The following is a 14905-nucleotide window of genomic DNA, read 5'->3' as shown; positions in this document are numbered from 1 at the left end:
ATTGACATAATCTTCGCGTATGAGTACTGCGGTGCGAGACTTCGGTGACAGTGCGCTCTTTCCGGTCTACGAGGTGTTGAAGGCCAGCATCCTCGTCGACGGATTCGATCTGATTCTCGACGTCGAAGGGTCGAGGGGTTCCTATCTCCGCGACTTGCGGGACGGAACCGAGTATCTGGACATGTTCGGGTTCTTCGGCTCTTCCGCTCTGGGGATGAATCACCCGGCGATCACAGGCGACGAGGAGTTCCAGCAGGAGTTGGCAGTCGTGGCCTCCAACAAGCCGAGTAATTCCGACATCTACACCGAACCCATGGCGCGCTTCGTTGCGGCTTTCGCTCGCATCCTGGGGGATTCGGCACTTCCACACTTGTTCTTCGTCGACGGCGGAGCCCTTGCGGTGGAAAATGCGCTCAAGGTTGCCTTCGACTGGAAGAGTCGGTTGAACGAAAGTCGTGGATTGTCAGAAGATCTGGGGACGAAGGTCCTGCATCTGAGCGAGGCTTTTCACGGTCGCAGTGGCTACACGATGTCACTCACCAACACCGAACCGGGCAAGGTCGCGAGATTCCCCAAGTTCGACTGGCCACGAATCGGTTCACCGTATCTCGCCGACGGCCGCGATGTCGAAGCGGCGGAGAGGCAAGCTCTGGGGCAAGCGCGCCAAGCGTTTGCCGACAACCCCGGCGACATCGCCTGTTTCATCGCAGAACCGATCCAGGGTGAGGGCGGCGACCATCACCTCAGGCCGGAATTTCTGCAGGCGATGCAGGAGTTGTGCCACGAAAATGACGCCCTCTTCATTCTCGACGAGGTGCAAACCGGGTGCGGAATCACCGGAACTGCCTGGGCTTACCAACAATTGGGTCTGCATCCGGATGTGGTGGCTTTCGGCAAGAAAACGCAGGTGTGCGGCATCATGGCTGGTGGTCGCGTGGATGAGGTGCGCGACAACGTGTTTCACGTCAGTTCCCGGATCAATTCGACGTGGGGTGGCAACCTCACTGACATGGTTCGTGCCCGGCGAATACTCGAAGTCATCGAGCAGGACCGACTGATCGACCGGGCGCGATTCACGGGTGCGCATCTCCTTGCCCGGTTGACCGAAGTCTGCGAACAGTACGCGGCGGCGACCGAGCCACGAGGTCGTGGGCTGATGTGCGCGATCACGTTGGCAGACAGCGACCTTCGCGATCGCGTCGTGCAGCGACTACGAGAAGACGAGCACGTGATGATTCTGCCCACCGGGAAGAGGGGAATCCGATTCCGGCCCGCGCTGACCGTGACGACCGGAGAGCTGGACGACGCAGTCGATGCAGTCGAGCGCGTACTTGCTCGCGAGACTTAGGGTCTCTGCAGCTCGCCCCACACCCGGTCCGGTGTCATCGGAGTGGAGTACATCCGAACTCCACATGCATTCGCGATTGCGTTTGCCAACGCCGGTGCCACCGGATTGAAGGGCGCTTCACTCATCGATTTTGCGCCGAAAGGCCCCAGCTTGTCGTACGTGTCGGCAAACAAAACTTCGGTGATCGGCAGATCCCCGATCTGTGGAACGTGGTAATTGCGCAGCTGCGGATTGATCACCCGGCCTTCCTCGATGACGATTTCCTCCGACAGTGCAGCACCCAGGGCTTGTCCCACACCGCCTTCCACTTGCCCTCGGAGCTGGGCCGGGTTCATGACGGTTCCGGCGTCGGCGGCCTGAACGGACTGCAGAATCTTCACCCCGCCGGTGTACGTGTCGACGGCGACGCGAAAACCGTGGACATTGAAGGAGACCGAGCGGGGCGTTCCGTCGTGACGGCCGTCCGCGGTGAGCGGGCCGCCTTCGAGCAGTGTCGGGAAATCGATGCAACCGAGCGAGGATTCGACCCCGTTCGGCGAAAGATCGCGGACCTGCGCTCCGTGCCCGCTCACTCGTACAGCGCGGGTCAGTATCCGCTCACGGAGGCGTTCGCAGGCGATCAGGAGAGCCTTTCCGGCAACTACCGTTCCCGTCGACCCGAACGCTCCGGTGTCGTATCCACCGGTGTCGGTGTCGGATTGAACAATCCTGATGCGATCCACTGTCGTCCGCAATTCCGTGGCAGCGATCTGTTGATGAACCGTGGTGGTTCCGTTGCCGAACTCGGCGGTCCCGATGTTCACGACGTACCGACCGTCGACCTCGAGTGTGACGGAGGTGTCGGAGAAGTGACCGCGCGGCGGAATCGTCGCAATCATCGCAATCGCCATGCCCTGGCCGGTCTTCCAACGGGACCCGGTCGGTGCCCGTTCTCCGCGTCCGCTCGCGAGCGCACCGTCGACGAGGTCGATGCACTGGTCCAGCCCGTAGCTGCCGAACTCGAGATCGCCGTCTTCGACGTGCCAGTCGACGAAGTCGTCTCCAGGCAGGACGACGTTGCGCCGCCGAAAATCGAAGGGGTCCATGCCGAGACGCTCCGCGAGCTGATCCATGGCCGACTCGACGGCGAAGATGATCTGACCGAGTCCATAACCACGGAAGGCCCCGGACGGAACGTTGTTCGTGTAAACCGCCTCGGCGTCGACGCGTTTTGTCGCAGCGCGATAGACCGCCATGGATTCGGCGCAACCGTGGAACATGACTCCGATCGAATGGTTCCCGTACGCCCCGGCGTCGGAAAGGACGTCGATGGCGAGCGCGGTGAGAGTTCCGTCGGCATCGGCGCCGGCACGTACCGAGACCCGCATCGGGTGCCGCGACGGTGCGAGGGTGAACTGATCGCTTCGACTGAACTCGTAGGTAACGGGTCTGCCGGTTCGCAGGACGGCCAGTGCGACCAGATCCTCGGTGAGTAGTTCCTGCTTCCCGCCGAAACCTCCGCCCACCCGCTTGGCGAACACGCGGATGCCGCTGCGGTCGAGGTCGAAGATGTGGGCCAACTCGTCGCGAACCAGGAACGGCACCTGCGTGCTACTTCTGATGACGAGGCGGTCATCCTCGTCGAGCCATCCCACTGCGCCGTGGGTTTCCAATGCCACGTGCTGGACCCGTGCGGTTTGCCAGGTGCCCTCGACGACGGCAGCCGCATCCTGCAGCGCGCGATCCAGGTCACCGACACCATCGTGAAGTGCTGCAACCACATTGCGGGAGGCCGCGGCGATCCGGGAACTCTCGTCCTTGTCACCGTGCAGGAGCGGAGCGCCGGGGGAGCGCGCACGGTCGGGTTCGAAAACCGCGTCGACGACCTCGTAATCCACCTCGATCAGGGCGAGGGCACGCCAAGCCTGCTCAGGGGTTTCGGCGATGACCGCGGCGACGCGTTGGCCGCGGAAACGGAGAGTGCGATCGAACACCCGTGTGTCGTCGGGATCGTCGTTGCGGTCCTCGTGCCGAGCAGTCGAGAACAACACGTCCGGACTGTCACGGAAGGTGAGTACCGTCACGACGCCTGGCGCCGCTTCGGCTGCCAGCGTGTCGATCCCGGTGATGTGCGCGTGTGCGTGCGGACTCCCGAGCACCGCGGTGTGAAGCAAGCCGTTCGGCATCTCGCCCGGGGCGAAGTCCATCGTGAACTGCTCGGTACCCGTGACGATTCGAGTGGACGCCGGCGCGGCGATCGAACGGCCTTGGGCCGAGCCCAACGCGGCCGTCTCCGTGTTCGCAGTACCCGCCAGGGCGTCACGAATCGATCTGTACCCAGTGCAGCGGCACAGGTTGCCCTTCATCGAGCAGGTGAGATCGGTCTTCTGCTCCGGAGACAGTGCCGATGCCGTGACCACCATTCCTGCTGTGCAGAAACCACATTGGAAGCCGCCCGCATCCACGAAGGCCTGTTGAGTGGGATGCAGACTCTCCGGCGTACCGAGACCGGCGGCGGTGACGATCTCGCGGCCGTCGACGCGATGGGCTGGAAAGATGCACGAGTGGGTCGGGTGCCCGTCCACGAGCACCGAGCACGCCCCACAGTCCCCGGCGTCGCACCCCTTCTTGACGGAGTTCGTTCCATGCTCGCGGAGGAGGGTTCTCAGGCACTGCCCAGGGCGGGGTTGGTCGTCGCGGGGAACTCCGTCCACCGAGTACTTCATTTCAGTTCACCTCGGATTTCTTCGGCGAGGAGCGCAGCCATCGCCTGCCGCCATGGCGCAGTTCCATGAACATCGGTGAAGTAGGCGTCTTCCGGAATCCTGATGCGCAACGCATTCGCGAGTGCAGCGGTGTCGGGGAGCTTGTCGAATTTCAGAGCGTACGGACGTCGGGTGGCAGCGGTGACCGCCAGGGTGAAACCGTCGACGCCGCACCGGCCGGCCACGGCGACGGCAGAGCGCCCGAGCGACGTCTGCGCCAGTTTCCGCATCGCGGTGCGTGCGGTCAATGCGTGTGCGGGAATCCGGATACTGCGGATGATCTCGCCGGGGCCGAGGACGTTGCGAGAATCGTCGATGACGAATTCGACTACGGGTAACGAGTATTCGGTTCCGTCCGGGCGCCAGATCGTCAGATCGGCATCGAGGGCAGTGCACAGCGTCGTCATGGCGCCGGCCGGGAAGGACAGTGCGATGTTGCCGCCGACTGTCGCGTATCGCAGCACTTTCCACGATGCGAGCAATGCATCGGCGCACTGGCGGAAGAGCGGAGCGGCGGTCCACGACGCGGGCAGCTCGGCGCGGCAGAGTTCCTCGATGGTGCAGGTGGCCGCGATCTCGATACCGTGATCGCTGACCTCGACGGCTTCCCAATCGAGGCCCGACAGGTCGACGAGCGTGGTCAGGTGTGGCTGCGGTTCGGAATACAGCCAGGTGCCACCGCCGATGAACCCGATTCCGGTTGATGCGCAGGGGATCTCGGCTCGGCTTCGCGGCACCAGTACTTCGTCGACACTGTGCAGATCCATCGCGCCGTCACGCCTTTCCGAGGAGGTCGCGGTGTGCTCGTGCGACATCCGAGGCCGCGACATCCTCGTCGACGGTGGTGACTCGGCCGTCGGCAATGACGATTCGACCGTTCACGAGCAGTAACTTCAACGGGGGAGTCGAGCCGAGTACGAGCGCCGCCACCGGATCGGTGATGCCGGCATGGGCGACGGTGTCGAGCTTCCACACCGCCAGGTCGGCAAGCTTCCCCACCTCGATCGATCCGATCTCGGCGTCGCGGCCCAGAACTCGTGCGCCGCCGACAGTGCCAAGTTCCAATGCTTTTCGCACGGTCATCGCCTGCGGGCCGCCCTTGGCACGAGCGAACAGAAGTGCGTGACGCGACTCCTCGATCAGGCTGCACGCTTCGTTGCTCGCCGCACCGTCCACACCGAGGCCCACGGTGACCCCGCCGTTCACCAGATCCACGGCACGGGCAATACCGGCTCCCAGTCGCGCATTGGAGGTCGGGCAGTGCGCCGCCGCAGTTCCGGTTCGCGCCATCGTCTCGATACCGGCGTCGTCGAGATGGACTGCGTGTGCGTACCAGACGTCCGGGCCCACCCAGCCGACGCGTTCCATGTATTCGACAGGTGTGCAACCGAAAAGCTCTTTGCAGAAGCTTTCCTCGTCCAACGTCTCGGCCAGATGCGTGTGCATCCTGACACCGGCTTCACGCGCCAGCGTCGCGGACTCGCGGAGTAACGACTCCGTCACCGAGAAGGGTGAGCAGGGTGCAACCGCGATCTGCAGCATCGATCCGGGACTCGGGTCGTGCCAGCGATCGATGACGGCCTGCGTTCCGGTCAGGATGTCATCGAGGTTCTCCACGACGTGATCCGGTGGTAGGCCGCCGGAACTCTGGCCGAGATCCATCGACCCACGGCACGGATGGAATCGGAGACCGACCTGTGCGGCAGCATTGATCTCGGCCTCGAAAACGTCCCCGGCATCGCGGGGAACGACGTAGTGGTGGTCGGTGGTGGTCGTGCACCCGGTCTTTGCCAACCAGATGAGCCCGCCCGTGGCCGCCACGTGTACGGCGTCGGCGTCGATACCCGCCCAGACGGGGTACAGGGTGGTCAGCCACTCGAAAAGCGTCGAATCCGCGGCCAGGCCTCGGGTGATCCATTGGTAGAGATGATGATGTGTGTTGACCAGACCCGGCGTGATCAGGCAACCACTCCCGTCGATCACTTGCGCACCCGGGTATTCGGGTGGCTTTCCGGCGCCGACGTCGACGATCTTGTTGCCAGAGATCACCACATAGCCGTCGGTGTACTCGGAGCGGTCACCGTCCATCGTGACCACATGGGCGCCTGCGACGACGAGGGTTGCCCCTGGGGCTGATTCGGTCACGACAACCAACCGGCATAGGTGGTCCACGACGGTCCTGCGTCCGGCGCGTCGGATCGGCTGACCGCAGCTTGGATCAGCCCGTAGGGACGATCCGCAGCGTGGAACACCTCGTTGTCGTTCTCCACACCGAAGCGGCCGAGTGCATATTCGAAATGATGCTTGTTGGGTGCCGAGAGTCGAACCTCCGCAATGATCGGGAATTCCTCGAGAATTGCCTTACCGATGTGGAAGAGTGTCTGCTGCAGGGCAAGTGAATGTACCTGTGCGAACTGTTTGACGATCTGTGCCTTGATGCCCACGTAGACCGATTCCCAATCGACGTCGGTGGTGACGAATCGCCACTGGGCGACCAACGTCGTTGCCATGACCCGGTCGTCGGTCGGCTCGAGAACGGTGTACGGGTCTTCGAGAAAACCCGAGAACTCACTACCGGTCGATTTGAGGATCACCAGGTCCTTCAAGCCACCGATCACCCATGTCCCGGTATCGGAGATGGTGATCGACGCCGTTCGAACTTCCTGACCCTTCCGGATCCAGGTGTAGTCGTGCTCGCTGCCGTCGACAACCGCACGCTCCCAGGCATATTCCTCGATCTCGATCCGCGCGCCACTGACCGGTTCGATGTCGTCGACGAAATGACGGGCGAGTTCGAGTCCGTACGTCTCGATCGAGATCAGGCCCTTTTCCTTGGCGTAGGAATAGGCCGTTTGTTTCTGCGTGTCGGTCGGCAGAACCTTCGACTGATCGCCGGTGAGGTACGCGTCGGCGAAATCTCCACGCAGGCAGGTGGAGACGTTGATGTCGTGGATCTCGTGACGAGGAGTGTCGCGATAGATTCGGACTACCCGATTTTCCGCTTTGCCGTACTGGTGGCCCGAGAGTTCGATGGATCCGCTCAACCGGTCGGTGTTCGTACTGCCAGTCGTCATGTTGCCGGTTGTGATGTTTTCGGTAGTCACGTTTTCAGCTCCCGCGATAGGTGGAATAAGCAAAGGGCGACAGCAACAATGGGACGTGATAGCCCCGTGCGGTGTCGTCCACCCGGAAGGTCACTGTCACTTCCGGGTAGAAGTTCTCTTGTCCGTTGGTCTCGAAATACGTTCCGGTGTCGAAAGTCAGGGTGTAGTGACCGGCGGTCAGGCCGCCCGGAGCAAGTTCGGGGATGCGGCCGTCGGAATCGGTCTCGGCAGTGGTGATCGTGGCGCCGCCTCGATCACGAAGTTCGACGCGAATCCCCGCCGCGGGATTGCCTGTCGTCGCGTCGAGAACGTGCGTGCTCAGGGACTTGCTCATGCTGCGCCTCCGGCGAGTGAATCGATCAGACGGGTAAGTCTGATCCGATTGATGGCGGCCAATTCGGTTCGAAGCACGGAACGCTCGGTCGCCGGGTCGTTTCGGAGACGGCCTCGAAGGATGTCGAGGAGCTCCGTTCCAGATTTCCCCGACGCGCAGACCAGGTAAACATGGCCGAATTTGTCCTCGTACTCGGCGTTCTTCTGCCGAAGTTTCGCGAGTACGTCTTCTGTCGCGGACGAAACGCTTGACTGTTCCCGGGTCGAGGACGCGCTCTCGCTTCGCTCACCGATTCGTGGGTGGCCGGACAGTGCGTCGTCGATCTCGGACTCGGGAAGCTCGGCCAGCACCGCATCTGCTTTGTCGAACAGAGCTTCCAGATCGGTGAACGGGCGAGACGAGGCGATTTCCTGTGCCCACACGGCGGAATGGCAACACTCGAGCAGCGCCGCGACTGCCTGGTGGTCACCGAGCGCATCGAAGGCTCCGAGACCACTGGAATTCGTTGTAGGCATGTCCACAGGATTACTTGAGCATGTTACGGATCTGTAGCGCAGCAATTACGGGAGATGATGTGTCTCGATCTTGTTTCTCCGGCCGCCCTTTTCCGGTGACGGATACATTCTTAGGTATGACCGATACTCCCAAGTTGTCTTCCGTCGTACCGTCACTGGCGAACCTCCGAGACATCGGTGGCACCGAATCGAGCTTCGGTGGCACCGTGCGCACCGGGAGCGTGTTTCGTTCCACGGACCTGGCGTCGCTCAGTGCGGAGGGCGCACAGACCCTCACCGATCTGGGAATCGTCACGATCTACGATCTGCGCACCGAATCCGAACGTGAGACGGCGCCGGACCTGACACCGGACGGTATCCGGGAACTCGGTCTGGACGTATTGGCGGACAAGCAGTATCGCGCCATTCCAGCTCAGATGCAGCAGATGATCGCCGACCCGGCATTCGCTGCCGAAGCGTTGGGTAGCGGCCAGGCGCTCGAGTACTTTCAGGGAAGTTACCGCGATTTCGTGACCTTGCCGAGTGCGGTCGCGTCGTACCGGCAACTGTTCGTCGACTTGGCGCAGCCGTCCAGTTCGCCGGCACTCGTTCACTGCACCACGGGCAAGGATCGCACGGGTTGGGCCGCAGCCGCGCTATTGCTGTTCCTGGGTGCCTCCGAGGACGCGGTCTTCGCGGACTACCTCGAAACCAACAAGATTCTGTTGCCGATGTTCGCGCCACTCCTCGAACGATTCGAGGCGAAGGGTATCGACCCCACCCTGCTCGAAGGTGTCCTCGGTGTCAGGCGCGAGTACCTGGAGGCGTCGATGGCAGAGCTTGCGCAGGTCCACGGATCGATCGAGGCCTACTTCACCGACGGCTTGAAGATCGACGCGTCGACCCAGGAACAATTGCGGAGCAACCTGCTCAGCTGATCAGGACCTGCTCGGCTCGTCGTCGCGGGCGCTTCGACGCCGCATCACGAGGCTGACGATACCGATTCCGATGGCAATGCCGAGCAGGTCGGCGGTGCCGTCCCAGATCGAACCCGAACGCGAAATGGGCAGCGCTGCTTGAAGAACCTCGGATGTCGCGGCAAAGATCACCAACCACACCGCCGTGAGCCACGCCGGGATCCGGGCGTGCAGCGAGGTGATCGCCAACACCGCGAACATCAACGTGTGGGTGATCTTGTCGGTGTTCTCCGGGCTCGACGGCACGGTGGAGCCCGGAGAGAACAGCATGATCAGAGCAATGACCACGGCTATCGCCAGCGGCCAGTATCGGCTGTTCTTCAATTCGTCTGCCCCTCGACGACAACGAGTCCGAGTGCACCTTCGGCGAACCTCGTGACGGCCTCGGCAGCTGTTGCCAGTGCCTCGGTGTGCCCGTCGCGGGCCCAGCCGGTGAGCAGGGCGGTGGAGTCGAGAGGCGTCAGAACGACCTCGGCGAGAAGCTCACCGGTGTTGGGTTGGCAGACGGCCCAGGAGTAGACGCTGTTTTCGTGCCACTGAACGCTCCGCTGACTCACGTACTCGGGGTCGGTGATACCGCCGTCGGCAAGCGCTGGGCGGTCGTCCACACGCTCGTCTGCGCGCAACGCCCGCAGATACCAGCCACCTGCGTTGATCTCGATCGGCTCCATCAGTCGGAGCCCCGCTCGCGGCGGCGCTTGGCTTTGCGTTCCCTGTCGGTGCCGAACAGCAGCGCACCGGCAAGGGGAATGGCGAGGAACCACAACCAGGTACCGGTGACGAAGAACAGGATCACCGCGAGAATCGGAATGACGGCCATGATCCGTCCGGACCAGTCGGGGTTGAAGCCTCGCTCCGCCGGTGCGTCGGGAGGCGTCACCATCGACAGGGGAGCGGTGCCGGGGGCTTGATAGTTGCCCGGTAGATCGGCGAACACCGGAACGAGTTCACTGCGAGTTGTTGCGGCACTGACTATTCCGCTTCTCTCGTCGAATTCCGTGACGGTGAGGCGCCCTGCCGCGAAGTGCTCGCTCAGGAGATCGAGTGCCTGCTCGCGTTCTGCAGTGCCGATGCGAATGTCGGGGACGTCAGCCATCGTTACAGCCTACTCAAACGACTGTGCGCCTTTCCGGTAGTGGGGACTACCGGAAAGGCGCACGGGGCCGGAGGCCTTACTTCAGTTCAGCGAGAACCGTTCCCTGCGTGATTGCTGCACCCGGCTCGACGGACAGTCCGGTGACGACACCGGCCTTGTGCGCGTTGACGGGGTTTTCCATCTTCATCGCTTCGAGAACCGCGATCAGATCGCCTTCGGCGACTTCCTGGCCTTCGGTCACTGCGACCTTGACGACGGTGCCCTGCATCGGAGCGGTGACAGCGTCACCCGATGCTGCACCTCCGCCTGCGCCGCCGCGCTTGCGCGCCTTCGGCTTCTTGCGGATCGCACCGGAGGCAGCGCCGCCGCCGTTGCCGAGCGAGAACTGACCCGGGAGAGAAACCTCGACGCGACGTCCACCGACCTCGACGACGACGTTCTGACGCGGCAGAGCCTCGTCCTCGTCGTCCGCGGGAGCACCGGAACCGGCGTACGGCTCAATGGGGTTTTCCCAGTCGGTTTCGATCCACTTGGTGTAGATGTCGAACTTCTCGCCGTCACCGACGAATGCCGGGTTCTCGACGATGTGGCGGTGGAACGGGAGGACGGTCGCGAGGCCGTCGATCTCGAACTCGGCCAGGGCGCGCGAAGCCCGCTGGAGGGCTTCTTCGCGCGTGGCTCCGGTGACGATGAGCTTGGCGAGCATGGAGTCGAACTGTCCGCCGATGACGTCGCCGGCGACAACACCGGAATCGACGCGAACGCCGGGGCCCGTGGGCTCGCGGTAGACGGAGACCGGGCCGGGGGCAGGCATGAAGCCGCGTCCGGCGTCTTCACCGTTGATGCGGAACTCGAAGGAGTGTCCACGCGGGGTGGGATCTTCCTTGATGGAGAGTTCTTCGCCGTTGGCGATGAGGAACTGCTGACGCACGAGGTCGATGCCCGCGGTCTCTTCCGTGACGGGGTGCTCGACCTGGAGGCGGGTGTTGACCTCGAGGAAGGAGATGGTGTCGCCCTGAACCAGGTACTCGACCGTTCCGGCGCCGTAGTAGCCGGCTTCCTTGCAGATGGCCTTCGCGGACGCGTGGATGCGTGCGCGCTGGTCGTCCGTCAGGAAGGGGGCCGGAGCCTCTTCGACGAGCTTCTGGAAGCGACGCTGCAGCGAGCAGTCGCGGGTACCGGCGACGACGACGTTGCCGTGCTGGTCGGCGATGACCTGAGCTTCGACGTGGCGGGCCTTGTCGAGGTACTGCTCGACGAAGCACTCGCCGCGACCGAAGGCTGCGATGGCCTCACGGGTTGCCGACTCGAACAGCTCGGGGATTTCCTCGATGGTCTGCGCGACCTTCATGCCGCGTCCACCGCCGCCGAAGGCAGCCTTGATCGCAACCGGTACGCCGTATTCCTTGGCGAATGCGACGACCTCGTCGGCGCCCTTGACGGGATCTTTGGTGCCGGCCGCCATCGGTGCCTTCGCACGCTCCGCGATGTGGCGAGCGGTGACCTTGTCGCCAAGGTCGCGGATGGACTGCGGCGAGGGACCGATCCAGATCAGGTTCGCGTCGATGACGGCCTGGGCGAAGTCGGCGTTCTCGGAGAGGAAACCGTAGCCGGGGTGGATGGCGTCGGCGCCGGACTTCTTGGCTGCGTCGAGGATCTTGTCGAACACGAGGTAGGACTCGGCGGACGTCTGTCCACCGAGGGCGAATGCCTCGTCTGCGAGCTTCACGAACTGCGCTTCTGCATCGGGCTCGGCGTAGACGGCAACGCTGCCGTAGCCGGCATCCTTGGCCGCCCGGATGACCCGTACCGCGATTTCACCGCGGTTCGCGACAAGCACCTTCGTAATGTGCGCGCTGGCATGACTGGGCACTGAGCCTCCTGTGGTTCGCATAGTCTGTCTCCGCGGTGTATTCCTCTGGGATTTCACCATCGGGGGATTGGCATCACTTCGGAGTGTATGCATCGCTTCGGGGCTGGTTGTAACCGGATCGCTAAAGCCCACTCCGGCTTAGGAAACGGTTTCGAAAACTACCGATGAGTAGCTGTCGGGGGTGCCGGTGTCCGGTTCGGTGACGATTTCTTCGACGGTCCGGCGCAGTGCGGCCACGTAGGCGTGTACCGCGGCATTCGCCGTCTCGTTGCCTGGGTACCTGACTGCGAGGTTGAGGCCCTGGGGTGTGCGGTTGATCCAGATGTAGACGTCGTGTGTGTATGCCTTGCTTCGGAGTGCTCTGGCGTTCCATTCGGGCCACTGTGCGGCCTCGGGTACAAAGCGAACGTCCATGTAGGACACCACGAATCGCGGTCGGATGGGCGTTCCGAGGTGCTCGCCGATCCGATCGAACGGGACAGCGGCGGCAGGCTTGACCGAAGCGATCGAGTCGGCGGCGCGCTTCGCGAGGTCGCCGAACGAACAGTCCGATCCGACCACGAACTCGACCGGGCACAGTCCGACGAACCAGCCCAGCGCACCCGCCCATTCCTGGGCGCTACGGGTGTGAACCGGAGTCACGACCTCGAATCGATCGGCTGCCGCGACTTCACGACCCACGGCGGCAAGGCCGCCGAGCAGTCCGGCGAAATACCCCACGCCAGAGGCTGCGCACGTAGAACTGAAGGCCTTGGACTGGTCAGCGTCGAGAAGCCAGGTCGACAAGCCGTTCTGAGATTCATTTCCACGTTCACCGATCGGTAGCGGGAACTGGGGTAATCCGTCACTGCCGAGCGCGCCGCGCCAGATCTCGACCGCAGCCTTTTCGGCCTCCATGTCGGCCATCTGCTCGCGTTCGACGGCACCGAAATCGACGTAGCTGCCCACGGGGAACAGATTCGCCGCACTGCCGGTCGTCGCCTCGCGGTACAGCGCTGCGATCTCGTGAGCGACGAGCACGATGGAAAACCCGTCGATGATCGAATGGTCCGCTGCGAAGAACACGGTGAACGGACCGTCGCCACCGCGCGGCGTCAACGTCGCGAAGACGTACGACGGCCAACTGTGCGGCGACGCGTAGTCGTCGAACAGGCGGTGAAGGTGATCGAAGTTGTCCTGGCTGGACGCGTCGTAGCCGTGGCTGACGACCCCGATGTCGATGCCGCCGATCGGGACGGTGTGCCGGGTGATCTCGCCGCTCGAGGGTTCGAGGACGGTATGCGAGCGCAGAACTTCATGACGGTCGATCCACCGGCCGAGTGCAACTCGGAAGGCGTCGACGTCGAGCGGGCCGGAAATCTCGAAAGCTGTTCCCAGCCAAGACTTGTCGCCTGCGCCGGCAGCGGAACGGTTGAGATGTGCCTCGTGAATGTAGGAGACGGGCCGCGGATCCGGAACCCAGGGCCCGGTTGCGCACGGCAACCATTCGACGAGTGCGCCGGCCGGAATCGCATAGTCGGCCAGTTCGGTGAACTCCATGTTTTCAGCCCCGCAAGTGCCGCTTGATGCGCGCGAGCATGGCCGACATTCCGCGCAGACGGAGCGGGCTCACAGCTTCTGCGAGACCGAGTGCCGAATAGAAGTCGTCGGGTACACCGAGAATCTCGTCGGCGCTGTGACCGTCGAGCCCCTGCGCGAGGATCGATGCAAAACCACGCGTGGTGGGGGCCTCGGGGGGAGCGCTGAAGTACAGGCGAACATTGTCGCGGTCCGAATCGTCGACCGAGAGGAACAGCGGCGACTGGCATTCGGGGACCGGCTCCATCGCGCTCTGTTCGAGCTCCGCCGGCAACGGCGGCAATTCTCGGCTGAACTCGAGGAGAAGGGTGAGCTTGTCCGAGGCTCCGACGGCTGCGAAGTCTTCGACGATTTCGGCCAGAGCCGAAGGTAGAACGCTCATGACGCCGATACGGAGGAAGGAACGGCGCCGGGCTGTTCGCCCTGGACGATCGGGACGCGCACGGCATTGCCCCACTCGGTCCAGGAACCGTCGTAGTTCCGAACGTTCGGGTAGCCGAGGAGATGGGTCAACACGAACCAGGTGTGACTGGAACGCTCACCGATGCGGCAGTACGCGACGATGTCGTCGTCGGCGGACAGGTCGCCGTAGATCTCGCCGAGTTCCGCGCGGGTGCGGAAGCGGCTGTCCGGGGCCGCTGCCTTCGCCCAGGGAATGCTGAGAGCGCTGGGGATGTGTCCACCGCGCAACGCACCCTCTTCGGGGTAGTCGGGCATGTGGGTGCGCTCGCCGGTGTACTCCTGCGGAGATCGCACGTCGATGAGCGGCCCGTCGCCCAAGTGTGCGAGGACGTCGTCCTTGAATGCGCGAATGGGAGCGTCGTTGCGCTCGACGACCGGGTAATCGGTCGACGTGATGTCGGGAACGTCGAAAGCGGTGTCGCGGTTCTCGGCGATCCACGCATCGCGGCCACCGTCGAGCAGGCGGACGTCCTCGTGGCCGAACAGGGTGAAGACCCACAGTGCGTACGCGGCCCACCAGTTGCTCTTGTCGCCGTAGATGACCACGGTGTCGTCGCGGCTGATGCCCTTGCGGTTCATCAACTCCGCGAACTTTGCGCCGTCGATGTAGTCGCGGGTGACCGGATCGTTGAGGTCGAGATGCCAGTCGATCTTGACGGCACCGGGGATGTGGCCGACGTCGTACAACAACACGTCTTCATCGGATTCGACGACCTTGAGACCCGGCGCACCGAGATTCGCCGAGAGCCATTCCGTCGAGACCAACCGGTCGGGATGCGCGAACTCGGCAAACGCGGTGGAGGGATCGGGGGCAACGGGCACGGGCGTACTCCTGAAGACGAATCGTTCGGTTCGAACACGGACTTGATCGATTCTATGCGCTGTGCGCAAGGCG

The 14905-nt window shown here is 63.3% G+C and carries 15 protein-coding genes; 2 read left to right on the top strand and 13 right to left on the bottom strand.

Annotated elements, in window-relative coordinates:
• Window positions 1–19 precede the first annotated feature (19 nt).
• Window positions 20–1348, top strand: a complete 1329-nt coding sequence (gene lat / locus ACFQ6Y_RS19895; protein WP_378636202.1) for an L-lysine 6-transaminase — start codon at window positions 20–22, stop codon at window positions 1346–1348.
• On the opposite strand, the gene ACFQ6Y_RS19890 is transcribed toward lat, so the two are convergent.
• The 6 genes from ACFQ6Y_RS19890 to uraD are packed head-to-tail and all read right to left on the bottom strand — an operon-like array spanning window position 1345 to window position 8045.
• Window positions 1345–4053, bottom strand: a complete 2709-nt coding sequence (locus ACFQ6Y_RS19890) for a molybdopterin-dependent oxidoreductase (RefSeq protein WP_378636199.1) — start codon at window positions 4051–4053, stop codon at window positions 1345–1347. The two genes, lat and ACFQ6Y_RS19890, sit on opposite strands and share 4 nt — an antisense overlap.
• Entirely contained in the window at window positions 4050–4859 is an 810-nt protein-coding gene (locus ACFQ6Y_RS19885; RefSeq protein WP_378636196.1) for an FAD binding domain-containing protein, read from the bottom strand. The genes ACFQ6Y_RS19890 and ACFQ6Y_RS19885 overlap by 4 nt, the downstream gene beginning before the upstream one ends.
• A 7-nt stretch (window positions 4860–4866) precedes the next feature.
• Complete coding sequence (locus ACFQ6Y_RS19880; RefSeq protein ID WP_378636780.1) at window positions 4867–6180, bottom strand: 8-oxoguanine deaminase; 1314 nt, start codon at window positions 6178–6180, stop codon at window positions 4867–4869.
• Window positions 6181–6233: 53 nt separating this feature from the next.
• Window positions 6234–7166: a factor-independent urate hydroxylase gene (gene pucL, locus ACFQ6Y_RS19875; protein ID WP_378534573.1), complete on the bottom strand. Its 933-nt coding sequence runs from the start codon at window positions 7164–7166 to the stop codon at window positions 6234–6236.
• A 34-nt stretch (window positions 7167–7200) separates the two neighbouring features.
• Window positions 7201–7530, bottom strand: coding sequence for a hydroxyisourate hydrolase (gene uraH / locus ACFQ6Y_RS19870; RefSeq protein WP_378534128.1), 330 nt, complete (start codon window positions 7528–7530; stop codon window positions 7201–7203).
• Window positions 7527–8045: a 2-oxo-4-hydroxy-4-carboxy-5-ureidoimidazoline decarboxylase gene (gene uraD, locus ACFQ6Y_RS19865; protein WP_378636193.1), complete on the bottom strand. Its 519-nt coding sequence runs from the start codon at window positions 8043–8045 to the stop codon at window positions 7527–7529. The genes uraH and uraD overlap by 4 nt, the downstream gene beginning before the upstream one ends.
• Window positions 8046–8161: 116 nt before the next feature.
• Between uraD and ACFQ6Y_RS19860 the strand changes: the two genes are divergently transcribed.
• Window positions 8162–8962, top strand: a complete 801-nt coding sequence (locus ACFQ6Y_RS19860) for a tyrosine-protein phosphatase (protein ID WP_378636191.1) — start codon at window positions 8162–8164, stop codon at window positions 8960–8962.
• On the opposite strand, the gene ACFQ6Y_RS19855 is transcribed toward ACFQ6Y_RS19860, so the two are convergent.
• The 7 genes from ACFQ6Y_RS19855 to ACFQ6Y_RS19825 form a co-directional block, all read right to left on the bottom strand.
• Complete coding sequence (locus ACFQ6Y_RS19855; protein WP_378534119.1) at window positions 8963–9325, bottom strand: VanZ family protein; 363 nt, start codon at window positions 9323–9325, stop codon at window positions 8963–8965.
• Window positions 9322–9672, bottom strand: a complete 351-nt coding sequence (locus ACFQ6Y_RS19850; protein WP_378447650.1) for a hypothetical protein — start codon at window positions 9670–9672, stop codon at window positions 9322–9324. Before ACFQ6Y_RS19850 ends, ACFQ6Y_RS19855 begins: the two co-directional genes overlap by 4 nt.
• Window positions 9672–10097 (bottom strand): DUF1707 domain-containing protein, encoded by a 426-nt coding sequence (locus ACFQ6Y_RS19845; protein WP_378447649.1) that lies wholly within the window; start codon window positions 10095–10097, stop codon window positions 9672–9674. Before ACFQ6Y_RS19845 ends, ACFQ6Y_RS19850 begins: the two co-directional genes overlap by 1 nt.
• A 76-nt stretch (window positions 10098–10173) precedes the next feature.
• Window positions 10174–11970, bottom strand: coding sequence for an acetyl/propionyl/methylcrotonyl-CoA carboxylase subunit alpha (locus ACFQ6Y_RS19840; RefSeq protein WP_378534113.1), 1797 nt, complete (start codon window positions 11968–11970; stop codon window positions 10174–10176).
• Between the two features lie 138 nt (window positions 11971–12108).
• Entirely contained in the window at window positions 12109–13509 is a 1401-nt protein-coding gene (locus ACFQ6Y_RS19835; RefSeq protein ID WP_378544958.1) for a condensation domain-containing protein, read from the bottom strand.
• 4 nt (window positions 13510–13513) lie between these two features.
• Window positions 13514–13930, bottom strand: coding sequence for a SufE family protein (locus ACFQ6Y_RS19830; protein WP_378636188.1), 417 nt, complete (start codon window positions 13928–13930; stop codon window positions 13514–13516).
• Complete coding sequence (locus tag ACFQ6Y_RS19825; protein WP_378544955.1) at window positions 13927–14832, bottom strand: sulfurtransferase; 906 nt, start codon at window positions 14830–14832, stop codon at window positions 13927–13929. Before ACFQ6Y_RS19825 ends, ACFQ6Y_RS19830 begins: the two co-directional genes overlap by 4 nt.
• Window positions 14833–14905 lie beyond the last annotated feature (73 nt).

The sequence above is a fragment of the Rhodococcus sp. NPDC056516 genome (assembly GCF_042794655.1).
Taxonomy (GTDB): domain Bacteria; phylum Actinomycetota; class Actinomycetes; order Mycobacteriales; family Mycobacteriaceae; genus Rhodococcus_F.
This window is presented reverse-complemented; position numbering and strand designations above follow the sequence as displayed.

Coding starts and splice junctions, on each gene's coding strand:
- lat (WP_378636202.1), top strand. CDS start 20: ATGAGTACTGCGGTGCGAGACTTCGGTGACAGTGCGCTCTTTCCGGTC.
- ACFQ6Y_RS19890 (WP_378636199.1), bottom strand. CDS start 4,053: ATGAAGTACTCGGTGGACGGAGTTCCCCGCGACGACCAACCCCGCCCT.
- ACFQ6Y_RS19885 (WP_378636196.1), bottom strand. CDS start 4,859: ATGGATCTGCACAGTGTCGACGAAGTACTGGTGCCGCGAAGCCGAGCC.
- ACFQ6Y_RS19880 (WP_378636780.1), bottom strand. CDS start 6,180: ATGGACGGTGACCGCTCCGAGTACACCGACGGCTATGTGGTGATCTCT.
- pucL (WP_378534573.1), bottom strand. CDS start 7,166: ATGACGACTGGCAGTACGAACACCGACCGGTTGAGCGGATCCATCGAA.
- uraH (WP_378534128.1), bottom strand. CDS start 7,530: ATGAGCAAGTCCCTGAGCACGCACGTTCTCGACGCGACGACAGGCAAT.
- uraD (WP_378636193.1), bottom strand. CDS start 8,045: ATGCCTACAACGAATTCCAGTGGTCTCGGAGCCTTCGATGCGCTCGGT.
- ACFQ6Y_RS19860 (WP_378636191.1), top strand. CDS start 8,162: ATGACCGATACTCCCAAGTTGTCTTCCGTCGTACCGTCACTGGCGAAC.
- ACFQ6Y_RS19850 (WP_378447650.1), bottom strand. CDS start 9,672: ATGGAGCCGATCGAGATCAACGCAGGTGGCTGGTATCTGCGGGCGTTG.
- ACFQ6Y_RS19845 (WP_378447649.1), bottom strand. CDS start 10,097: ATGGCTGACGTCCCCGACATTCGCATCGGCACTGCAGAACGCGAGCAG.
- ACFQ6Y_RS19835 (WP_378544958.1), bottom strand. CDS start 13,509: ATGGAGTTCACCGAACTGGCCGACTATGCGATTCCGGCCGGCGCACTC.
- ACFQ6Y_RS19830 (WP_378636188.1), bottom strand. CDS start 13,930: ATGAGCGTTCTACCTTCGGCTCTGGCCGAAATCGTCGAAGACTTCGCA.